This is a genomic window from Salinimonas sediminis, from assembly GCF_003429285.1.
In the GTDB taxonomy this organism is placed as follows: Bacteria; Pseudomonadota; Gammaproteobacteria; order Enterobacterales; family Alteromonadaceae; genus Alteromonas; species Alteromonas indica.
Map to the genome: position 1 here is coordinate 3,080,357 of NZ_CP031769.1, position 22,622 is coordinate 3,102,978.

Genomic DNA, 22,622 nt, shown 5'->3' on the forward strand with positions numbered 1-22,622 from the left:
GGGGTTGCTATGAGTACGCAAAAACGCACCAAGCACATAGACCTGTCGCGCATGCGCAAGGCCTTTGCGGTAAAGCCCTTAACACTGGGCATTGCCAGTGTGTTGCTAAGCGCCTGCGCTGATGATCGTCAACAGGCGCAAATTTATACGTCGGTCGATGACTGTAACAACGATTACCCTGATGCCCGGGACCAATGTCAGGCGGCGTATCAACAAGCCGTGGAAGAAGCGGCCCGAACCAGCCCGAAGTTTTCTACGGTAAATGACTGCGAGCATGAATTCGGCACCAATCAATGTCGCCAGGTAACGAACGAATCGGGCAGCTTTTTTATGCCCTTTATGGCCGGTTATATGGTGAGCCAGCTGTTATCTCCGCGTAGTTATTATTCCCAGCCGCTGTTTACCTCCTACTCGCCCTATTCATCGTTCAGGTCGCGCTGGGTGTCTGCCGATGGTCATGTATTTAACGGCGATATACGCAAACGCAACTATAAAGTCAGCCCGTCCCAGTTTAAACCTAAACCTACGGTAACCCGAACGATGAGCCGGGGTGGGTTTGGCAGCTCAGTCAGAGCAAAGTCGAGTTGGGGCAGCAGCTCTCGTTCCAGTGGCTGGGGCGGCTAATTGCTGCGCCGACAACTTGCCCCGCGGCCTGACTGGCAGCAACAGGCCGCGCAATATGGGTTTCACTTTCATACTATGTATGGCGAACCTTACTGGGATGAGTCTGTTTATTATCAGTTTTCGTTAGCGCAAATAGAAAACGATATTGAAAACCCCAGCGCCGAGCTGCATGAAATGTGTTTGGCGGTAGTCGATGCGGTGGTAAACAGCGAACAATTACTGACGAAGTTTCAGATCCCCCGCCCTTTTTGGGAGCTAGTACGTGATGCCTGGCAATCCGGCGCGCCTTCGTTATATTCCCGGTTAGATCTGGTATACGATGGCAATGGTCCGGCGAAATTGCTGGAGAATAATGCAGATACTCCCACCTCGCTGTATGAAACCGGCTTTTGGCAGTGGTTGTGGCTGGAACAGCAGGTGGACCGCCAGCAATTGCCCCGGGCCAGCGACCAGTTTAATTCCTTGCAGGAGAAGCTGGTATACCGGTTTGCAGATATCGCTCAGTGGTATGGGATTAACCAGATGCATTTTGCCTGCTGCAAAGATACCGACGAGGATCGCGGGACGGTGCAGTATCTGCAAGATTGCGCCATTGCCGCCGGGCTCAGTGCGGATTTTGTGTTTATCGAAGATATTGGCCTGGCTGACACCGGGGTATTTACCGATTTGGCGGATGCACCGATAACCGACTGCTTTAAGCTGTATCCGTGGGAGTTTATGCTGCGCGAATCATACGCCACAGAGCTTGCGCAGGCGCAGGTAAACTGGTTGGAACCTTTGTGGAAATCCATCATTTCCAATAAAGCGTTATTGCCCCAATTATGGAAGATGTTCCCCAACCACCCCAACCTGTTACCGGCCTACTTTGCCGACGAAGCGCCCAGTTCACTGGACGGAAAATGGGTTAAAAAGCCACTGTTTTCCCGTGAAGGTGCCAATATTTCGCTGATTGAAAACAACCAGACAAGCACCCTGTCGGACGGTCCTTACGGCGAAGAAGGATTTATTTTACAAGCCTTTCATCCACTTCCCCGATTCGAACGTAACTATACGCTTATTGGCAGCTGGCTGGTGGATAACCTTCCCGCTGGTATTTCTGTAAGAGAAGATACGTCTTTAATTACCCAGGACTTGTCCCGCTACGTGCCGCATATAATTTTATGAATCAACTTCCCAGACTAAAACAGCAGTTGCGTTTTCTGGCCTGCATTGCTGCTGTACTTATTATTCTTGAAATAATTAACTTACTGACCGCCAGCGGGCTTAATGGGCTGGGTATACTGCCCCGCTTCGTGCCAGGGTGGTGGCATATCTTTACCGCTCCCTGGGTGCACGGATCGCCTACCCATTTGGCCACCAATCTGGTACCGCTCATGCTGTTCATGTGGCTAACGCTGCAATGGGGTAATAAAACATTCGGCTGGGTAACAGTCACCATTTTTCTGTTGTCAGGCATAGGCGTATGGCTGTTGGGCCGCTCAGCGGTGCACATCGGGGCCAGCGGCATTGTTTATGGCTACTTTGGCTTTTTGCTATTGGCCGGATTTAAAACCCGTAAGATACCCTATATTATCATCTCCGTACTTGTCGCAATTTTGTATGGCGGTTTACTTATAGGCATATTGCCGGGTAAAGGTTTTGTGTCGTACGAATACCATTTATTCGGGTTCCTTGCTGGCCTGTTAGCGGCCTGGAAGTGGGGCGCAACCAAAACAGTATAGTGGCGCAAATTTCATGTTTGGCGGCTCAGGTCGATGCTACAATCAGTGGTTAGACCTGTCGCAATAGCATGCTATACGTCGCACATTAGCGCATTCACGGGTGAGGTTAAGCGGCTGGGTTGATACACTATCTCCATTGTACCGGCAGTGCTTCGGATACAGATTTTTTATAATGCTCTTAAGACAAGCGAAGTGAAGTAGTCATGGCCTCGGCAGAACAAACGAAACAAAAACAAAATCAGGGATTTTTTGGCAATCTGGCCTTTAATATTGTTATCCCTGTAGTCGTAATGAGTTACACCAGTTCGCCGGAATACCTTGGCCCGGCCTGGAGTATAGTAGCGGCCCTGGCCTTTCCTATTGTGTATGGCATTTGGGATCTCAAACAGTCGGGGAAAGTAAACGGCTTTTCGATACTGGGAATAATCAGCGTATTGCTTACCGGCGGTATCAGCCTGTTAAAGCTTCCTGCTGAGTATATCGCCATTAAAGAGGCCGCCATTCCAGCGCTTATTGGTATTGCGGTGGTCGCCACTCAGTACACGAAAAAACCCTTGGTAAAAATGCTGATCCTGAACGACCAGATTATCAACTGGCCAGCGCTAAACGATGCGCTGGATCGTAAAGGTAAGCAGCCAGAGTTTCGCCGTAAGGTAGCCAATAGTTCGTATATTGTTGCCACTTCGTTCTTTTTATCTTCTGCACTTAATTACATTCTGGCAAAAGTGATTCTGGTCAGTGAGCCCGGCACTACCGCTTATACCGAAGAGTTGGGGCGGATGACAGCGCTAAGTTACCCGGTGATTGTGATCCCCAGTATGATATTACTGGTCACGGCCTTATGGTATTTGTTCAGTCAGATAGCCAAAATTACCGGCGAAGATTTAGATAACTTTTTGAATCACCAGTAGCCAGGAAAACAAGGCGCATACCACGAAAGCCCGCCGGGCCCCCGGGCAGGCTTTGGAAAAACTGTCGCCAATAGAGACATTCAACCTGAAAAAAAGCCCGTTCAGTCATAACTGAACGGGCTTTTACCGCTTAGGGAATAACCCCCTATAGGCGCTGGGTCAATGGCTTACAGGCAGCGCCAATCTTCTTTAAAATCACACGGGCGCTCTGCCTTGCTGTCGGCAGGTTGCGAGACCGGCGCAGGACGGGTGCTGATTGCCTGGGCCTTGCCTTTCACAAAAGCTTTCATCGTATTACCGATATCAATGTTATCCAGTTGGCCGGTAAAGGCATGGCTGCCTGCACCAAAGGCAAACACTTCAACATCAACCCCGGTATGGCCGCCCGAGGTCCAGCCGGTATTTGTTTTACTGTCCAGAAACTGCTTTAAACCGGCTTCCCGTTCAGCCACTTTTTTACTGGCCGCAATTTTTTGCAGTTGTTTGTTATCGTCTTCGCTTAGCGCAAAACCCAGCTGCTGACTCACATAAGCCAGTGGCTGCTGCATATCGGCCATATTCCGGGCAATGGTTGCCACCGACGCTTTCATGCTGCGCAAATATTCTGGTGCCCACTCGTAGACCCCATTGGCACCAATACTTAAGCCGCCGGTACTGTGATCAGCAGTCAGCACTACCAATGTATCAGGGTGGCTACTGACATAACTTTTCAGGTATTCCATCGTGGCCGCCAGGTCGGCCATTTCAGCCATGGCTGAACCAATGTCATTGGCATGGCCGGCCCAGTCTACCTGGCTTGCTTCAACTAACAAAAAGTAGCCTTGCTCGTTTTCCAAATGCTTTATGGCATGTTCGGTCAGGTAGGCTAACCGATGGGCGCGGCTATCATCTAATGCCGGCGGCAGGCCTACCGGGGCGAACAATCCCAATACATTAGCGCCTGCTGGCAGCGTAGCCAGTTTGTTGTAGGTATCAACATAAGCATAGTCAGCATCTATAAACTGGGCCACCAGGTCGCGGTCTTTACGTTCAAAATACTGCGTACCACCACCTAATATAACGTCGGCTACAAAGTGACCTTTTATACGGGCATCGTAATAACTATCAGCAATGGCATTATAGTTCTGACGGCTTTCATTGTGCGCCAAATAGGCGGCTGGGGTGGCGTGGTTGACCTGTGAGGTAACTGCCACACCGGTACGCATACCGCTGGCCTTTGCCAGCTCCAGCACGGTTTCTACCGGAAGTTTGTTTTCATCTACGCTGATAGCGCCGTTATATGATTTTACCCCCGTGGCCAAGGCGGTGGCCGCTGCCGCAGAGTCGGTGACATAGCCCGACACCCTTGCCGGATAGGTAGATGCATTTCCGGTTAAGATATCGTCAAAAACAACATGCTCGATTGCCGGCGTAGCTGGATTATCGGCATAATTACGATAGGCTGTGGTAAATGCCGGCCCCATACCGTCCGCCACTACCATAATAATATTTTTGGGAGTATCAGCTGCAGGTGCTTCACTATGTGCGGGAGTATTAGTCATATTGGTTTGGGCACAGCCTTGTAATACCGCTACGCCTACCAAAGATAAAAAGGTAAGTTTTTGAAACATGAGTGAGTCCGTAAAAAATGATCCGCTCAAGTGTAATGCACCCACGTGTTATGAACAAAACTAATTGGTTAGCCTGATAAATATACGCGTTGAAGCCAACCCCTGAAGCTATCCTATAAAGCTACCCAGCTCCTGGCCGTTGACTGTCAGCAGCGTTAACGTATTACGGGATGTACCTGAGCCCGATAATTTCTAAAATTGAATACCTCAATCTATGTTGTGTCTATTACTTATAGGCAAATATTTTGGCACTATGTTAATTAAGGTTTAACAGCCAACGCTATCTATCACGATTTAATGTGTAAAAGGAGTTCGATGAGCAAGCGGGACAGAATTCAGCGTTTTATAGCCACTGCTGACCAGCGCTAAGATGAGCATTTTACCCATGCGTTCTTATACCCATAGCGCGTTTGCTGCGTCTCTATTTACCGGCATAATACAATTCTTTGCTATTATCAGCGTATTGGGCATGGCCGAAAGGCTATTAAACCCCGCCGCCCTGGTAGCGGTTATTCCACTTAGCAGTACGCTGCTATCCTTCTTTACGGCCGTATTTCTCGCGTTGCTTCGCCGCCCCACCCCGCGCTGGCTATGGGCGTTGTGGCTCGGCGCTGCGCTATTGGTGTTTAGTATTGCCTTATGGCTGTCAGCCGATAACCGAATCGGAGCGCAGGTTTTCGCTGACTTGTACAACCCGTTCGCCCTGACCCTTTATGTTATTGGCACATTGTTACTGTTGCTGGCAATGGTGCTGAAAACCCGGTTTTCGGTGGGCTTTGCCGCCACGCCCTGTACCCCTCAGCTAGTCACCCTGGTGTCGTTATGTATTGGCCTGATTGTATGGCATACCGCCTCCACCAAAGATGTGAAACATGAGCAGCAAAATGCCAACAATAAATCGCTGTTAATTGGCGCACTGCTAAATAAAAGCCTGGAAGATCACACCGATGCATTAAGACGGTTAAAAAACCGCGCTGAGGGTATACCGGAAGACGCTGTGTTGGCGATGTTAGCGGCCGACTTTACCTATTACAGCAAAGACTTTGAAGCGATTGAAGGCATGATATTACTGGATGACGCACTGAACGTGGTGAAAGGCGATGATTTTTCGCTGAATTTTCACCAAGGCGGTTATCTGAGTACCCCCGGGGTTTCAGCATGGCTGAAAAATACCGACCAACACGTCAAGTTTGCCGCCAATGCCAATACTTTGCGCTCCGCCGTACCTGTTTTAATGATCACTACAAAAATAAACAGTGCGGCTGGCTCCTCGTATATAGTGGTGGCATTACTGAATATGAACATGCTTATTGAAAAACGCTATGTGGCACATCTTAGCGCATATGAAACCTATGTAGAGCTTACCCCCGACATGCTTTATGCCACCAATGGTGAGGGCGAGAATATCACCAGCCTGGAAGCGCTACTGGCAACCTACCGGTATTACACCATTGAAAAGGTGCCTATTCAGGACCTGGTAACGCACAATGTATACAGCTTCTTACGGAACCAGAACGCGCTGCAAAAACACGCGGTTATCAATCAGTTCATAATTTGGTTAAGTCTGCTGTTTACCTATATTTTCATTCTTGTGTCTACCAAAACTCAGTTATTAAGCCGGCAAAGTCGACAGCTGCAGACACTTGCCAATGTCGATGAGCTTACTGGCTTATTACGCAGAGACGCGCTACACCGGCAACTGTTATCCCGCGCCGCTCATGTTCACGGCTCTACGGGGATCGTGTTCGTCAATTTAGATGGTTTCAGCGCGGTAAATAACAGCCTGGGCCATGGCCTGGGCGATGCCTTGCTGGCGCAAATAGCCTGGCGTATTGAACAGCACTGTACCAACGCCACATTCATTGCCCGCTACGGTAATGACGAATTTGTGGTGTATTATGAAAACCTGTCCAAGGCCACCATCGAGCAGCAGGCGCAGGGGTTACTAACCCAAATAGCCGAAGTCTATTTATTGGGCGAGATCAATATCCACCTGACTGCCAGCATTGGCATTGCCTTGCAGGACGAGCCGCACCAGAACATTAAGCTGCTTATCCAGCAAGCGCAGATTGCGATGGGCCAAGCCAAACGTCATGGCGCGAACCAACTATGTTTCTACCACAACGCCATGGACGAACAGTACCAGCAAATAGTGTGGATTCGCGGAGAGCTACAAAAAGCGCTTAAGCGACAGGCCCTGCAGGTTTACTACCAACCGGTTTACTGCATCGCCAGCAACACCATAGTCGGGGCCGAAAGTTTGGTGCGCTGGCAACATAACGGGGAGTTTATTTCACCGGCGGTGTTTATTCCGGTGGCCGAGCAAACCGGGCAAATTCTGCAAGTAGGTGACGCTGTATGTGAAAAGGTGTTAAGTGACATTGCGCAGAACCCTGCCCTGCAAGCTATCAGTATCGCGATAAATTTTTCACCCCAGCAATTTCAACAGCAGCGGTTTTTAGAAAAGCTGACCGAACAGGTCACCCGGCGAAATATTCAACCTGCCCAATTAACGGTAGAAGTAACCGAAACCGTAATGACCGAACGTACACGCATTGACCCGATTTTGCGGGCGCTGATTGCCGAAGGTTTCAACGTGGCCATAGACGACTTTGGCACGGGTTACTCGAGTTTGTCCTATCTGTCTAAACAACCGGCCAATATTATCAAGATAGATCGCGCATTCACCCTTGACGCCGAACAGCCCGGACAGGAGCAAGGACTGTTAAGTAGCGTTATTAATATGTGTAGTGAACTGGATAAAACTATCGTGGTGGAAGGCGTTGAAACCCAGGCTATGCTTACCTACCTGCGCCGGTTTAACAATATCAGAGTACAGGGTTATATTTATGCGGCCCCGATGCCGTTAGCAGAGTTACTGGTACTACTCAGGCAACAAGCGGGTTAGTAAACCAACAGCGTAAGCTGCCTATTCGCTGGCGCAGCCTCTACCCCAGAGCCGCTGTGCTGCTGCGCTGAATCACCAAGAATAAGCGGTGCAACGATAGTGTTAACCGCGCCCCGCAAAATTAGATAATATCAACTGTTCAGCGCTCAGTAAGGATGTTATAAAGCCACACCATCTATTACCACCAAGCTGATTTTACGCTCTGAGTGAACGGCTTAGGATGCGACTGATATCGCTTATTATTGAATGATAACTCGCTTTTTTGTTCATCGAAGTTTGGAGGCCATTGTGAGTAACGTTAATGAAATTCAGGTGCTTAACCTGCCACTTGAGCGAGACCTTTTTCTGCGCAATCTGATCCGTCACTTGTCGGGCACCCTGCAAGATGTCATTGGTGTCGAAGAGGCTTCTGGCTTTATCAGTATTGTCGGTCAACAGGTAGGGGATGAAATAAACGGTGAATACAGAAAAGCGCTTAACGTTACCCACATCGATAAATCGCTAATTGGCGCTGTTCTGGTTGATTTAAAGCGAAGAATTGGCGGCGACTTCTATATTGTGTCAGAAGACGACGAAAAAATTGTACTGGGCAACAGGCAATGTCCTTTCGAAGACAAAGTACTTGGCCGACCTGCGATGTGTATGATGACATCCAATGTTTTTGGCACTATTACTGCTGAAAATTTAGGCTATTCCCAGGTTGAATTAACCGAGACTATTGCCAATGGCGCAGCGCAATGTCGGGTGGTGGTGCATCTCCAGCCAAATGACACAGATGCGCCCCGGCCAGGCATTGAGTATTATCGGGTTTAGGTAGTAATGTAGTGCAGTCGATTGATTATTATCACCGCTTAATCTCGCTATTACCCGGCAGCGCACTGGTGCTCGATTTGCAGGGCCAGGTATACGCGTTAAACCACAGTGCGAATGAACTGCTCGAACAGCCCAGCCCCTTGCCCTTTTCATTACTTGACCTCATTGCGCCAGAGTCAGTGGCGGCAGCCCGGGCTTTCTTGCGACGCTGTGCGCAAAGCAACCAGCCTGTAGTGGGTAAAATTGTTCTGGCTGCACGCGTACCAGACGCAACGTATGTGTGCCACGGCGCGCTCCTGGAACCCAGGAACGAGCAATCCGAGCCGCTGATATTCCTACGTTTACAGCCTACTCGTGAATCCAACCTGAAATTTCAGGCGCTCCAAATAAAAATAGAGGCATTGAACAACGAAATCATCCGGCGTAATAAAGCCGAACAGGCGTTGCAAAGTCAAACAAGCTATTTACAAGTGATTTTAAACAGTATCGAAGCTGGCGTTATTGTTACCGATGGTAAAGGAAAAATCACCTTGTTCAATCCAGCAGCGGAACGGCTCACAGGCTGGGATAGTACGGAAGCCTTGGGCCAGGATGTAGAAAAAGTATTTCAAATCGTTGATGAGCGATCAGCCAGCCCGCTGAACAATCCGGTGACCCGCGCCTATTTAACCCAGTCTATTGTCTCTCACACCGTCAATATGGCATTACTGCACAAAGATAATGGCCAATCTACTATTGAATTTACCAGCGCACCCATAGCCGACCCGTCGTCGGTAGAAGGCGTCGTTACCGTATTCCATGACGTCACGAAAAAGTATATTTTGGAACAGGAACTGCAACAACGGGCCGAAAAGCTTGCCCTTATGGACGAGCGTAAGAACCAGTTTTTAACTATGCTGGCACATGAATTACGGGCACCGATAGCGCCTATCAGTTTTGCTAACCAAGTGCTTCAGACGGACACCGTAGATCCCGCCCTCCGAATTCAGTCAGTCCAGGTAATAGAGCGTCAAGTCAGTCATCTGAAACGGCTAATTGATGACATGCTGGATGTGTCCAGAATTACCTCTGGCAAAATGAATATTGTGAAACAGCGCATCGATTTAATTACGGTGATTAAAGGCGTATGTCAGGACTTAACCTCCCAGTGTGATGCAGCGGGCATCGCCTGCCAGTGTAAGCTTCCCACGGAGCCGGTGTGGGTAGACGCCGATGCTGATCGACTTATTCAGGTTTTGTACAATGTTATCTTTAACGCAATAAAATTCACCCCATCGGGAGGAAAAATAACGTTATCGGCAACATTGCTGACCTCCTGTGTAGAGGTAACGATAAAAGATACAGGAACGGGTATTGAACCTGCTGCCCTGGGCGATCTTTTTGAACCTTTTATCCAGGCTGAACAACAGCTTGACCGTAGCGCCGGGGGCTTAGGGCTGGGTTTGTCGTTGGTTAAAGGTATTGTTGAGTTGCATCATGGTACGGTGCAAATCCATAGCGATGGAATAGGCTACGGCACCCAGATTACGTTTAGGCTGCCCCGGGAAAACGCCCACGCCACTGTCGACCAGCCTATCGTGCAAACCAATACGGTACTTTCTCATCGGATATTACTTATAGAAGATGACGAAGATACCGCCCAAATGATGACGCAACTGCTGCAAATGAAAGGGCACGAGGTGCACTACGCATCATCGGGCCCCAGTGGCGTAGCATTAGCTAAAGCGATACAACCCAGTTTCATATTCTGCGATATTGGTTTGCCCGAGATGGACGGCTTCGAGGTAGTCACTACATTACGCCAATATGTAGATACAGCCAAAATACCTATTGTGGCCCTATCTGGTTACGGTGATACCGACTTTGTTAACCGTGCCTTCGCAGTCGGCTTCAACCTGCATATTACCAAGCCAGCCAGTTTGCATGACCTGGAGCAGGCACTGCGTTCACTGCCGGCCAATAGCTAACCCATTGCATCAAGCACTTCACGCATTCGCTGTTGTACTACATCCACCAGCATATCGGGCTGAAATTTCGAGATAAACCGGTTACAGCCCACTTTCTCAACCATGGCGTCATTGAAACTGCCGCTTAAGGAGGTATTTAATGCGATATATAAATGTTGCAGCTCGCTGTCGTTACGAATTTCCGCTGTAAGCCGGTAGCCATCCATTTCCGGCATTTCGGCGTCGGTAAACATCATCAGTATTTCATCGTCAACATTGCGCCCCTGGGCCACCCACTGCTTAAGTAACGCCAGTGCCTGCGCCCCATTTTGCCGCTCGATAATATTGATCCCCAACTGGCATAGCGTGTCTTTTATCTGGCGGCGCGCGGTGGCCGAGTCGTCTACCACCAATACGGTTTTACCGTGCAAATGGCCGGTGATGTCATCTTCCAACAGGGCTTTAGAAATATTCGCATCGTAATGAATAATTTCAGCCAGCACCTTTTCGACATCAATAATTTCCACCAACGTATTTTCGCCACGAATTTCGCGCTGGGTAATAGCGGTGAGATAATTAGCTTTGCCAATGCTTTTAGGCGGCGGCACAATTTGTTCCCAGGAAGTGTTCACAATACTAAGCACCTCGCCAATTAAAAAACCCTGCACGCTGCGATTGTACTCAGTAATGATCACATTCTGAGGATAGCGGTCGCCAGCATTGCCGCGTATTTTAATTGCCTGGCGTAAATCGATAACGGGTATAGTTACCCCCCGATAGACCGTCACGCCCGATAAATTACTGTGCGCCCCTGGCATGGTACGAAGCGCAGGTACACTGATAACTTCTTTTACTTTAAATACATTAATCGCAAATGCGCTGCGGCTACCCAACCTGAACATTAACAATTCCAGGCGGTTTTCACCTACCAACCGGGTGCGCTGGTCTACCGCGTTGAGAATACTACTCATCAACAGCCTCGTAGCAAATAAATTCCAATAGTAGGTTATAGATAATCGCCTTAAGGTTGGCAATATGCCATTAGTCGAATATAGGCGTGGTTACCACGGCGCTCCCAGTGCGTTTTGCCCCTTTCTTGATTGCCCAACCATTTAACCCGGCATGTTCTGTTCGTTCTGGTAGGGCAGCCGCCGCCGCGTCTGCCGCCGTTGTTAACACGCCATTCACAATAGTTATGACGATGATACGAATTATATATTTCTTTTATTTTTGTGGGCGGCCTAGGATGAAATGGACCTTACGAATTGTGCCAACGGCAACCGTCACCGCCTTGGCAACGCCACAACAAGAAATGATTAGGGAGCTACACCATGTCGCAATTTCAACAAGATATTGATGCTATCGCTACGCTAAAGGCTACTCAGAAAGGAGCGTGGGAAGGAATAAACCCAGACTTTGCTGCCCGCATGAAAGCGCAGAACCGGTTTAAGACCGGGCTGGATATTGCCCGTTATACCGCCGGGATTATGCGCAAGGACATGGCAGAATACGATGCTGATCCTGGCCAGTATACGCAGTCGCTGGGCTGTTGGCATGGTTTTGTAGGCCAGCAAAAAATGCTCTCGGTCAAAAAACATCAGGGCACCACCAGTAAAAGCTATTTGTATTTATCTGGCTGGATGGTGGCGGCCCTACGCTCTGAGTTTGGCCCCCTGCCCGACCAGTCTATGCATGAAAAAACCTCGGTACCGGCACTTATTGAAGAGCTATACACCTTTTTACGCCAAGCCGATGCCCAGGAAATGGGTAAGTTATTTAAACAGCTGGATGCAGCCAGACAACAAGGTGAAGACACCAGTGCTATTCAGGCTCAGATAGACAATTTTGAAACCCACGTAGTGCCAATTATTGCAGACATTGACGCCGGTTTTGGTAATGAAGAAGCCACCTACTTGCTGGCGAAAAAAATGATTGAAGCCGGGGCCTGTTGTATTCAGATAGAAAACCAGGTGTCGGATGCCAAACAATGCGGCCACCAGGACGGTAAAGTCACGGTGCCCCACGAAGACTTCCTGGCCAAAATTAACGCGGTGCGGTACGCCTTTTTGGAGCTGGGTGTAGATGATGGGGTTATTGTGGCACGGACCGACTCGTTGGGTGCAGGCCTGACCCAGAAAATTCCGGTTCCCACTGCGCCGGGCGACTTGGCCGCACAGTACAATGCATTTTTGGCCACCACGGAAGTGAACAGCGCCCAGGACTTAAACGAAGGCGATATGGCCATGAAACTTAACGGCAAGCTGGTTAAACCCACGCGCCTGCCCAATGGTTTGTTTCGCTTTAAAGATGACACCGGCGTAGCCCGGGTAGTACTTGATTGTATTACCTCGCTGCAACATGGCGCCGACCTGCTCTGGATAGAAACAGAAAAGCCCCACGTACGGCAGATTGCCGACATGGTCGATGCAATACGTAAGGTGGTGCCTGATGCCAAGCTGGTTTACAACAACTCGCCGTCGTTCAACTGGACGCTCAACTTCCGTCAGCAGGTATTTGACGAGTGGCAGCAGGAAGGCCGCAATGTAGCAGCGTATGATCGCAGTAAGCTGATGTCAGCAGAGTACGACAGCAGTGAACTGGCCCAACTGGCCGACGATAAAATACAAAGCTTCCAGCGCGACGCGGCCCGCGAAGCAGGTATTTTCCATCATCTGATAACCCTGCCCACCTATCATACCGCAGCCTTGTCGACCGACAACCTGGCAAAAGGCTATTTCGGTGCCGAAGGTATGCTGGCCTATGTTAAAGGGGTCCAGCGCAAAGAAATTCGCGAAGGGCTGGCCTGTGTTAAACATCAGGCTATGGCAGGCTCTGATTTGGGTGACACCCACAAGGAATACTTCTCAGGCGAAGCGGCTTTAAAAGCGTCGGGCAAAGATAACACCATGAATCAATTTGATATGTAGGCGGTCATCGCGCTTATAAACGGGCTCCTACGGGAGCCTTTTTTATTCATGTTATTTATTGAGCTGCATAGGCAAATACCATAGCCATTACGCGCAAAAATCACCCGACATTTTATAATCCTGTTACTATTCAATAATAAGCTTTACTGGCAAGGTGCGTTTTATATGTCAGCATAAGCCATTATAATCCTGCTTCTGAATCTAATAAAAACAAGGCATTACCCTTATGAATATTGCCAAGGTCGATTTGAATTTGCTGGTTTATCTGGATGTCCTGTTACGCGAAGGCAGCGTAACCCGGGCTGCCAATCAGCTAAGTATTACCCAGCCGGCCATGAGCAATGGGCTGAAACGTTTACGTGATTTGTTTAAAGATCCGCTGTTAGTGCGCACCAGCGACGGCATGACCCCAACCAAGCGGGCGCTGGAATTGCAACCGGTGATACGCGATGTGCTAAGCCGACTGGAAAGCTCTATACAACCGGAAACCGACTTTGATCCGGCGAACAGCCGCCGAACCTTTCGTATTATGACCAGCGACTATGCCGAAAGTACCTTGCTGCTGGGCCTGCTTAACGAGCTGGCAGCCCAGGCGCCCAATATCACCCTGGATTTAATTACCCCCAGCGATGTAACCTTCCATGATGTGGAACAGGGTAAAGTGGATATGGCGATTAACCGGTTTGAAGAACTGCCCCTGTCGTTTCACCAAAAAGTTATCTGGTATGACACCTTCAGCTGTGTGCTCAGTGCGCAGCATCCGCTAGTCGATAAATGGGATTTAGACAGTTATCTCAGCTCGCGCCACGTGTGGGTAAGCAAAACCGGCTTCGGTGTGGGCGTGGGTATTGACCCTAACGAAGTACAAAAGCTTGGTTGGGTTGACGCCGAGCTTACCAAACTAGGCAAACAGCGTGATATACGGGTATTTACCCGGCATTATCATGCCGCTTTGCAAATGGCTAAAACCCAGAACCTGATTGCCACCCTGCCAACTAAAGCAGCGCGTTTATTTAGCGATGACAGCCAGGTGGTACTTAAGGCGCCACCTTTCGATATCCCGCCCATTGCATTGAAAATGGCCTGGAGCGCCCTGCTGCACCATGACGCCGGGCATATCTGGTTACGCCGGTTGATTGGCGAGGTTGCAGCTACCATGAATGGCGAACAAACATTCACCAGCTAAATGGCAAGCATAGCAACCATAAATTAAAAATACGTTTCGTTAGGCTCTACACTTAATTGCATACCAAGGTCAGCAAGTGCGTGCTGACCACGGCCCCACTACGTTATTGCGCGCCGCCCCGGTGGCTGTATAGCGTAGTGGAGCAAATGAACGTGGAGAATAATAATGCAAGGTTATACTGCCCTGGGACGCCTACACGTAGCCCCCATCCTACATACGTTTATTAATGAGCAGGTGCTACCCGGAACCGGTTTACAGCCCGCTCGCTTCTGGCAGGCTTTTGAAACCCTCTTAGTAGAGCTGACCCCACAGAATAAACAGTTACTGGCGACCCGCGATACGCTGCAAGCCCGCATCGATGAATACCACCAGCACCAGGGTTCGCTTGAGCCGCAGCAATATCAGGCATTTTTACGCCAAATTGGTTACCTCACCGAGCAACCTGAACAGGTAACGGTTACCACAACGAATGTAGACCCCGAAATAGCCAGCCTGGCGGGCCCTCAGTTGGTTGTACCAATTAACAACGCACGTTATGCCTTAAATGCGGTTAATGCGCGCTGGGGCAGCCTGTATGATGCCTTTTACGGTACTGATGTAATCAGCCAACAGGGTAGCTTGGCGCCGGGGGCACAGTATAACCGCGAACGTGGTGAGGCGGTGATTACCAAAGCCAAACAGTGGCTGGATGAAGTATTCCCTCTCACCGCCAGCCGCCATGACCAGGTCACAGCCTACGCTATTCGCGGTGGCGCGCTAATTGTAAAATTAGCTGACAGTCGTATTGATAGCCTGCGCAATCCTGCTGCTTTAAAAGGGTTTACCGGCGATGCGGCCCAGCCAGATACATTGGTTTTCTCACATAACGGGTTACACGCGGAACTGCAGTTTGACCGCCGCTCGGCAACTGGTAAAGCTGACCAGGCCGGGCTTAGCGATATTTTACTGGAATCGGCGCTGACCACGATTATGGATTGCGAAGACTCGGTGGCGGCGGTAGATGCGGCCGACAAAACCCGGGTATACCAGAACTGGCTGGGGTTAATGCAAGGCACGTTACAGGTGGAGCTGACCAAACAAGGCCGTCGCCATGTGCGTAAAATGAATCCGGACCGGGTGTATACCTTAGCTTCGGGCGAGGGTGAGCTGACCTTGCCAGGCCGCAGTTTGATGTTTGTGCGTAACGTGGGTCATTTAATGCAAAACGATGCCATGCTATTGGATGGCGAGCCGGTATACGAAGGGCTGATGGACGGTATGATTACCGCCACCATTGCCTTACACGATATCAAAGGCAACGGCGCCTTGGGTAACTCGCGTACCGGCAGCGTGTATATTGTAAAGCCAAAAATGCACGGCCCAGAGGAAGTGGCGTTTGCCAATACCCTGTTCAATCGCATAGAAACGCTTATCGGGTTACCTGCCAATACGCTGAAAATGGGCGTAATGGATGAAGAGCGCCGCACCAGTGTTAACCTGAAAGCCTGTATTGCTAATGCTGCCAGCCGTGTCGCGTTTATTAATACCGGCTTTTTGGATCGCACTGGCGATGAAATTCATACCTCTATGCTGGCTGGTGCGTTTGCCCCCAAAGCAGAGCTTAAAAACCGCCCGTGGATTACCGCTTATGAAAAAGCCAATGTGGTAACCGGCCTGCAATGTGGATTGTCGGGCAAAGCCCAGATTGGCAAAGGCATGTGGCCCATTCCTGATCAAATGCAAGCGATGATGGAGGCCAAAATTGGCCACCTGCAGGCCGGGGCGAATACCGCCTGGGTACCGTCACCTACGGCGGCTACGCTGCATGCTTTGCACTACCACCAGACCGATGTATTTAGCTTACACCCGGCACTGCGCAGCCAGGCTTATGACGGCCTTACCGATATCCTTACCCCGCCCCTGTTGGGCAATGCCCCCATGCCGGATGCCCAGGCCATAAGCCGCGAACTGGACAACAATGTTCAGGGTATTTTGGGCTACGTAGTAAGGTGGGTGCACCAGGGCATCGGCTGTTCTAAAGTACCGGATATCAACAATGTCGGGCTAATGGAGGACCGGGCCACCCTGCGTATATCATCTCAGCATATCGCTAACTGGTTAGTCCATGAGGTGGTTACCCGCGACCAGGTAGAGCAGAGCCTGGCAGCCATGGCAGCACTGGTAGATAAACAAAATGCCCACGACCCGGACTACCTTGCCATGACGCCTGACCTGGCCAACTCCATCGGTTTTAATGCTGCCTGTGATTTGATTTTTGAAGGCACCACCCAGCCCAATGGCTACACTGAGCCGCTGCTACATGCACGGCGTCGGCAAATGAAGGCTAAGTTGAACGCTTAATACTGCCTTGCATGCAAAAAAACGCACTTTATTGTGCGTTTTTTATTAGTGCTAACTCCTTATTTTACCTACGTTATAGTCTTTTGTTTGGTATTACAAAATACACCTTTAGAGGCGGCAGTATATTTATACCTGCGGAAAAACTGGCACATTATGAGGTGTTCTGCTTAGCTTTATACAAAGAGTCAGGATGTCAGGCCCGCATTGACCGTAGCACTATGGGTATAAACTGGAATACGTTTTATAGCCCTTAGTGTAATGAATACCGCTGTTAATTTAAGCATACTGGAGTAAGACTTAATGCACAGCGTTATCCCGGGAAAAAAGCATGTAAGCCTGATTAGTACCGCGTGAGCGTAGCGTGGATGTGGTGTGACTTTACTTCAGTAGTATTCTTATGGCTAATAAACAAACGATGATGAGCAACCTGACACGTCGGGTTGGTAAAACCAAGCTGGGAAAGCTGGTTAAAGGCTACCAACAGCTGCGCGAAGCGAATTACATTTCGACTCACTTTGGCAGTTACCTGTCGCCGGTGATGGCCAGCTCGCAGGAGCTGCGCGAAGCGGTTTTTCAAATACGCCACAAAGTGTATTGTGACGAGCTTAAATTTGAGCCTAAAAAACCTGACGGCCTCGAGGTAGACGAGTTTGACGACTTTTCCCGGCACTGCCTGATACGCCATTTAAACAGCGACGAGCTGGCAGGTACAGTGCGCATTGTGCGCCCGTTACAAGACAACCAGTTACTGCCAATTGAAAAATACTGTTTGAATTCGATTACCCGGCACGACCTGAACCCGCAGAATTTCGACCGCAAAGATATTTGCGAAATTTCGCGGCTGGCAGTGCCCGCGCAGTTCCGTCGGCGTCAAATGGACCGGTTTGCCGGTGCCGCTACCGGTGTTATTAACCAGCAGGCTTATTCTGAAACCGAACTACGCTGTTTTCCGTTTATTGCCATTGGCCTGTACTTTGCCGCGGCTGCCACTGCCATTGAAAGCAATATTGCCCACGCGTTCGTTATGATGGAGCCGCGTCTGGCACGTAGTATGAGCTTTGTGGGTATTAAGTTTGAGCAAATTGGCCCGGTGGTGGATTACCACGGCAAACGCGCGCCCTATTACATTAACCGGGAACTGTTAATGGATAGCCTGAAACCAGGCTTTGCGGTCATGCTTAATTCAATCAGAGACAGTATTCGCGGCCAGTTGCCCGCGGTAGAAACCTTTTTTGATGAAGAGTTACGCCACCTGGCCAAGCCAATGCCCTTAAGTGCCCTGTAGCCTGGCCAGCTGCCCCCTATTTACGGTCTCGTTCACCTTTAACCACACTACGCCAGCCATACGTCACCCATAAAAAAAGCGCATTATACAATGCGCTTTTTGATATTGGCGGGCCAAACACATTCAGCCTATCAGGCATTACACCTTGTAATAGTCTTTGTACCAGGCCACAAAGTTATTAATGCCGGTTTCGATGGTAGTCGTCGGACGATAGCCGGTATCGTTAACCAGTGCTTCTACATCGGCGTAGGTATCTGGTACATCGCCCGGTTGTAGTGGTAACAGCTCTTTTTCAGCTTCTTTACCCAGCGCTTTTTCCAACGTTTCAATGTAGGTAAGCAAATGCACCGGCGTCTGGGCGCCAATGTTATACACCTTCCAGGGTACCTTGCTGCTGCCCGGATTAGGTTTTTCACCTGTCCAGTTAGGATCAGCTTCTGCGGTATTGTCCAGCGTGCGGATAATGCCTTCTACAATGTCATCAATATACGTGAAATCCCGACGGTGGTTACCGTGGTTAAACACTTTAATTGGCTTGTCTTCCATAATGGCTTTGGCAAACAGGAACAGCGCCATATCAGGACGACCCCACGGCCCGTAAACGGTAAAGAAGCGCAGGCCAGTGGTAGGCAGGTTGTACAGGTTGCTATAGGTATGGGCCATCAGCTCATTGGCTTTCTTACTGGCGGCATACAACGACATGGGGTGATCCACGTTGTCTTCTACGGCAAAAGGCATGCTTTCGTTAGCCCCGTATACGGAACTGGACGACGCATAAACCAGGTGTTTAACCTGATTGTGTCGGCACCCTTCCAGAATATTCATAAAACCGACAATATTCGAGTCGATATACGCATGGGGGTTTTCAATAGAATACCGCACCCCGGCCTGGGCAGCTAAGTGCACCACTTTGTCGAACTTTTCTTCGGCAAACAGGGTTTCCATACCGTCACGATCTTCTACCGCCAGCTTAACAAAACGGAATTTGTCAGCACTGGGTAGCGCGTTAATTCGCTCCAGCCGCGCTTCTTTAAGCGTAGGGTCGTAATAGTCGTTCAGGTTATCCAGGCCAACTACTTCGTCGCCACGCTCAAGCAAATACATTGAGACATGCGAACCAATAAAACCCGCCGCTCCGGTAACAAGCACTTTCATTATTTACAAATCCTTATAAGCGAATATCTACGCTTGCTTTATCAAACATATATTTCAAATCAAAAATAACCGAGTCAGGTTTGCACAGGGCCCGTAACTCATCTTTTGACAGTGTTTTAAACTGATGATGCGCTACTGCGCCAATAACCGCGTCGTACTTACCTTCCACCGGCGCGTTCACCAGGTTCAGGCCATACTCATGCAAAACTTCGTCCGGTTCGGCCCATGGGTCGTAAATATCCAGGTTAACGTTGTAATCGCGCAGCTCGGTAGCAATATCGACTACTTTAGTATTCCGGATATCCGGGCAGTTTTCCTTAAATGTGATACCCAACAGCAACACATTTGCCCCATTCACCATAATTTGCTTTTTAAGCATGGTTTTAACTAACCGCGACACCACGTACTCGCCCATTCTGTCGTTAATTCGGCGTCCCGCCAGAATAACATCAGGGTGATGGCCCAACTCTTCTGCTTTATGGGTCAGGTAATAGGGGTCTACGCCAATACAGTGGCCGCCAACCAGACCTGGTCTGAACGGTAAAAAGTTCCACTTGCTGCCAGCCGCTTCCAACACTTCTTCGGTATCAATACCGGCTTTATCAAAAATCATTGCCAATTCGTTGATCAGGGCAATGTTAAGGTCGCGCTGGGTGTTTTCAATCACTTTCGCCGCTTCTGCTACTTTGATAGACGACGCCTTATGCGTACCGGCTTTAATTATTTCCTGGTACAGCGCATCGACCTTGTCGGCAATCTCTGGCGTACTGCCCGAGGTAACTTTTACAATCGACTCAAGCCGGTGCGTTTTATCGCCCGGGTTAATCCGCTCGGGGCTATAGCCGGCGAAGAAATCCTGGTTAAAGGTTAAGCCTGACTGCTGCTCAATCAGAGGGATACAGTATTCTTCGGTCGCCCCTGGATACACCGTAGACTCGTAAATAACCACGGTGTTAGGGCTGATCACCTGACCAATCATTTCGCTGGCTTTGTGCAGCGGCGTCATGTCAGGTTGCTTGTTTTTATCAATTGGCGTCGGCACCGTAACAATAATTACGTCGCAATCTGCCAGGGCCGCTTTGTCGGCCGTAAAGCTCAGATGCTGAGCGCCTGTTAGTTCTTCTGAGGACACTTCCAGGGTGTGGTCTTTGCCACTTTGCAGTTCCTGCACGCGGCGGGTATTAATATCAAACCCTACCGTAGCCCGGTACTTACCAAACGCCACGGCCAGCGGTAGCCCCACATAACCTAAACCGATAACGGCAATTTTTTTAAATTCTACTGACATACAAATACAACGCTCATTATTTTTAATGATGTTTGCACATTTTATTATGCAAGGAAACGATCTTATACACGCTAAGGGTATTTCATTTAGTGCATAGGAATATTATGTTGGCGAGCCAGCGCATAGACATGCTCTACAGGTATAGCATAGGTTATGCCACTAGGCTGGGTGATTGCCGATTCTTTGGTCTGTTGTACAAATACTTTATTTATAACCGCAAATACTTCGCCAGTTTCGGGCAAATACACCGGGCTGCCACTGCTGCCGGGGTACGCCACAATATCCAGCTGATAAACCATGAACGGATTACGCAGGCCCTGCATGAAACGTTCAGAAATTTGCTGACTATTTTTGGCCGCGATAATGGTAGGTGTGTAGGCCGCCACAATCCCTTTATGGGTGGCCGGGTACAGCCCTAACACGCCGCCAATCGGAAAGCCCGTAGCCGCAATATCACTGCCATCAGGTATAATTGCCGCGGGTTGCTGTAAGGCCAGTGTCGGAAGTTTTTCAGCCAACTTTAAAATTGCCAGATCATGGGTAGTATCGGCATAGATTTTTTCGACCGGAATCACTTTACCCTGACGGCCATGGCCGGCAAATACCGCGCGCTGATATTTTATATTGTCGGGCACCGGGGTCGCAATAACATGTTCGTTGGTGACCACATAATGGCCATCGCCAATAACAAACCCGGTGCCTTTAAGCTGATGGCTGACCGTGGCCAGCGGGGCCACCAGGCCCACGCCTACCACAGCAGGTTTGAGTTTTTCGACTTGCGCTACCAGCCCGCTCGCCTGCACCGGGCATACCAGGCTGATACACCACAGCCATAACCCTGCCAGTTTTCCCACTTTCACCCGTTCGCTCCTGCCTGACTATGCTAATTAGCTACTGCTGTACAACCATTATTTAGTTGCCTCATGTGCGATAGTATGCATGAATAGCGGCCTAATACATACCTAACCGTACTGGTGAAATTCGCCATGCTGGCGATAAATTATCTATACTATCGCCATCGGTTTATTTTAAAGAGATTCAGACGTGTTTGATTACGATGTAGCATTCTCACGCAATATAGGCTGGGTCACCCAACAGGAACAGGCTCAGCTGCGCACCAAACGGGTTGCCATTGCGGGCTGTGGCGGCGTTGGTAGCCTGCATGCCCTGACCTTGGCACGGCTTGGGGTAGGCAATATTAATTTATCGGACTTTGATGAATTTGATGTGCACAATTTTAACCGTCAGGCCGGCGCGTTTATGTCGACGGTGGGAAAAAATAAAATGGACGTGATGAGGACCATGGTGCACGACATTAACCCTGAAATAGACATTAGGGAATTCGGTGAAGGGGTAACAGAAGACAATGTGGATGCCTTTTTAGCCGACGTCGACCTTTATATAGACAGCCTGGACTTTTTTGCGCTGGCAGCGCGCAAACTGGTTTTTCAGAAATGTTACGACAAAGGCATTCCGGTAGTTACCGCAGCGCCGCTGGGGATGGGCAGCGCCCTGCTATGCTTTATGCCCGGTAAAATGACGTTTGAAGAATATTTTCGGTTTGAGGACAAAGCCACCGTGGAAGGCCAGTTAATTCAGTTTTTAATTGGCTTGTCGCCAGCCATGTTACAACGTGGTTACTTAATGGATGAAAGCGCGGTGAGCTTTAAAGAACGCCGTGGGCCGTCGACGCCGATGGCGGTAAACCTGTGCGCGGGAATGGCCGAAACCTATGCGCTTAAAATTTTGCTCAACCGTGGCGCGGTAGAATGCGCCCCCTACGGGCTGCATTTTGATGCGTATCGCAATAAATTTTCGCGCACGCACCTGCCCCGGGGTAACCGCGGCTTAGTGCAACGCCTGAAATTTAAGATAGCGGAACGCATAGTGAGTGATGATTAACCAATT

Annotated in this window: 17 protein-coding genes; 12 read left to right on the forward strand and 5 right to left on the reverse strand. The window is 49.6% G+C overall.

All coding sequences use genetic code 11. The features are described from left to right. The first annotated feature begins 9 nt into the window (after window positions 1-9). From D0Y50_RS13695 to D0Y50_RS13710, 4 genes are all read left to right on the forward strand, one after another. Complete coding sequence (locus D0Y50_RS13695) at window positions 10-624, forward strand: DUF1190 family protein (protein WP_108565954.1); 615 nt, start codon at window positions 10-12, stop codon at window positions 622-624. Then, complete coding sequence (locus D0Y50_RS13700; protein WP_108565953.1) at window positions 625-1,788, forward strand: glutathionylspermidine synthase family protein; 1,164 nt, start codon at window positions 625-627, stop codon at window positions 1,786-1,788. It begins immediately after the preceding gene. After that, a complete protein-coding gene (locus D0Y50_RS13705) occupies window positions 1,785-2,345 on the forward strand; it encodes a rhomboid family intramembrane serine protease (RefSeq protein WP_108565952.1) in 561 nt (186 codons plus the stop codon). The genes D0Y50_RS13700 and D0Y50_RS13705 overlap by 4 nt, the downstream gene beginning before the upstream one ends. Window positions 2,346-2,548: 203 nt before the next feature. Then, window positions 2,549-3,256 carry a VC0807 family protein gene (locus D0Y50_RS13710; protein WP_108565951.1) on the forward strand — a complete coding sequence of 236 codons (708 nt, stop codon included), beginning with the start codon at window positions 2,549-2,551 and terminating at the stop codon, window positions 3,254-3,256. Between the two features lie 167 nt (window positions 3,257-3,423). On the opposite strand, the gene D0Y50_RS13715 is transcribed toward D0Y50_RS13710, so the two are convergent. Beyond that, window positions 3,424-4,866 carry an alkaline phosphatase gene (locus tag D0Y50_RS13715; RefSeq protein ID WP_108565950.1) on the reverse strand — a complete coding sequence of 481 codons (1,443 nt, stop codon included), beginning with the start codon at window positions 4,864-4,866 and terminating at the stop codon, window positions 3,424-3,426. A 385-nt stretch (window positions 4,867-5,251) separates the two neighbouring features. On the opposite strand from D0Y50_RS13715, the gene D0Y50_RS13720 reads away from it, so the two are divergent. From D0Y50_RS13720 to D0Y50_RS13730, 3 genes are all read left to right on the forward strand, one after another. Next, window positions 5,252-7,774 (forward strand): putative bifunctional diguanylate cyclase/phosphodiesterase, encoded by a 2,523-nt coding sequence (locus D0Y50_RS13720; protein WP_218023541.1) that lies wholly within the window; start codon window positions 5,252-5,254, stop codon window positions 7,772-7,774. A 288-nt stretch (window positions 7,775-8,062) separates the two neighbouring features. Continuing rightward, window positions 8,063-8,587, forward strand: a complete 525-nt coding sequence (locus D0Y50_RS13725) for a methanogen output domain 1-containing protein (protein WP_232366263.1) — start codon at window positions 8,063-8,065, stop codon at window positions 8,585-8,587. Window positions 8,588-8,598: 11 nt separating this feature from the next. Continuing rightward, window positions 8,599-10,554: a PAS domain-containing hybrid sensor histidine kinase/response regulator gene (locus D0Y50_RS13730; RefSeq protein ID WP_117317407.1), complete on the forward strand. Its 1,956-nt coding sequence runs from the start codon at window positions 8,599-8,601 to the stop codon at window positions 10,552-10,554. Here the strand turns inward: D0Y50_RS13730 and D0Y50_RS13735 are convergent. Then, a complete protein-coding gene (locus D0Y50_RS13735) occupies window positions 10,551-11,504 on the reverse strand; it encodes a chemotaxis protein CheV (RefSeq protein ID WP_176582457.1) in 954 nt (317 codons plus the stop codon). The genes D0Y50_RS13730 and D0Y50_RS13735 overlap by 4 nt on opposite strands. Window positions 11,505-11,864: 360 nt before the next feature. Between D0Y50_RS13735 and D0Y50_RS13740 the strand changes: the two genes are divergently transcribed. The 4 genes from D0Y50_RS13740 (at window position 11,865) to D0Y50_RS13760 (ending at window position 18,271) form a co-directional block, all read left to right on the forward strand. After that, window positions 11,865-13,460, forward strand: a complete 1,596-nt coding sequence (locus D0Y50_RS13740) for an isocitrate lyase (protein WP_117317411.1) — start codon at window positions 11,865-11,867, stop codon at window positions 13,458-13,460. 226 nt (window positions 13,461-13,686) lie between these two features. After that, the gene (locus D0Y50_RS13745; protein WP_108565946.1) at window positions 13,687-14,646 is read left to right on the forward strand and encodes a LysR family transcriptional regulator; all 960 of its coding nucleotides are present in this window, start codon (window positions 13,687-13,689) and stop codon (window positions 14,644-14,646) included. 165 nt (window positions 14,647-14,811) lie between these two features. Further along, window positions 14,812-16,986 carry a malate synthase G gene (locus D0Y50_RS13750; protein WP_117317413.1) on the forward strand — a complete coding sequence of 725 codons (2,175 nt, stop codon included), beginning with the start codon at window positions 14,812-14,814 and terminating at the stop codon, window positions 16,984-16,986. Between the two features lie 397 nt (window positions 16,987-17,383). Further along, entirely contained in the window at window positions 17,384-18,271 is an 888-nt protein-coding gene (locus D0Y50_RS13760) for a PEP-CTERM/exosortase system-associated acyltransferase (RefSeq protein ID WP_232366264.1), read from the forward strand. A 138-nt stretch (window positions 18,272-18,409) separates the two neighbouring features. Here the strand turns inward: D0Y50_RS13760 and D0Y50_RS13765 are convergent, their stop codons facing one another. From D0Y50_RS13765 to D0Y50_RS13775, 3 genes are all read right to left on the reverse strand, one after another. Further along, entirely contained in the window at window positions 18,410-19,426 is a 1,017-nt protein-coding gene (locus D0Y50_RS13765) for an NAD-dependent epimerase (RefSeq protein WP_108565942.1), read from the reverse strand. 13 nt (window positions 19,427-19,439) lie between these two features. Continuing rightward, window positions 19,440-20,714: a Vi polysaccharide biosynthesis UDP-N-acetylglucosamine C-6 dehydrogenase TviB gene (gene tviB / locus D0Y50_RS13770; RefSeq protein WP_108565941.1), complete on the reverse strand. Its 1,275-nt coding sequence runs from the start codon at window positions 20,712-20,714 to the stop codon at window positions 19,440-19,442. Between the two features lie 86 nt (window positions 20,715-20,800). After that, window positions 20,801-21,574: a S1 family peptidase gene (locus tag D0Y50_RS13775; protein WP_232366265.1), complete on the reverse strand. Its 774-nt coding sequence runs from the start codon at window positions 21,572-21,574 to the stop codon at window positions 20,801-20,803. A gap of 184 nt (window positions 21,575-21,758) precedes the next feature. Between D0Y50_RS13775 and D0Y50_RS13780 the strand changes: the two genes are divergently transcribed. After that, entirely contained in the window at window positions 21,759-22,616 is an 858-nt protein-coding gene (locus D0Y50_RS13780) for a ThiF family adenylyltransferase (protein WP_117317415.1), read from the forward strand. Window positions 22,617-22,622 lie beyond the last annotated feature (6 nt).

Coding starts and splice junctions, on each gene's coding strand:
- D0Y50_RS13760 (WP_232366264.1), top strand. CDS start 17,384: ATGGCTAATAAACAAACGATGATGAGCAACCTGACACGTCGGGTTGGT.
- D0Y50_RS13695 (WP_108565954.1), top strand. CDS start 10: ATGAGTACGCAAAAACGCACCAAGCACATAGACCTGTCGCGCATGCGC.
- D0Y50_RS13710 (WP_108565951.1), top strand. CDS start 2,549: ATGGCCTCGGCAGAACAAACGAAACAAAAACAAAATCAGGGATTTTTT.
- D0Y50_RS13735 (WP_176582457.1), bottom strand. CDS start 11,504: ATGAGTAGTATTCTCAACGCGGTAGACCAGCGCACCCGGTTGGTAGGT.
- D0Y50_RS13745 (WP_108565946.1), top strand. CDS start 13,687: ATGAATATTGCCAAGGTCGATTTGAATTTGCTGGTTTATCTGGATGTC.
- D0Y50_RS13740 (WP_117317411.1), top strand. CDS start 11,865: ATGTCGCAATTTCAACAAGATATTGATGCTATCGCTACGCTAAAGGCT.
- D0Y50_RS13715 (WP_108565950.1), bottom strand. CDS start 4,866: ATGTTTCAAAAACTTACCTTTTTATCTTTGGTAGGCGTAGCGGTATTA.
- D0Y50_RS13705 (WP_108565952.1), top strand. CDS start 1,785: ATGAATCAACTTCCCAGACTAAAACAGCAGTTGCGTTTTCTGGCCTGC.
- tviB (WP_108565941.1), bottom strand. CDS start 20,714: ATGTCAGTAGAATTTAAAAAAATTGCCGTTATCGGTTTAGGTTATGTG.
- D0Y50_RS13720 (WP_218023541.1), top strand. CDS start 5,252: ATGCGTTCTTATACCCATAGCGCGTTTGCTGCGTCTCTATTTACCGGC.
- D0Y50_RS13765 (WP_108565942.1), bottom strand. CDS start 19,426: ATGAAAGTGCTTGTTACCGGAGCGGCGGGTTTTATTGGTTCGCATGTC.
- D0Y50_RS13750 (WP_117317413.1), top strand. CDS start 14,812: ATGCAAGGTTATACTGCCCTGGGACGCCTACACGTAGCCCCCATCCTA.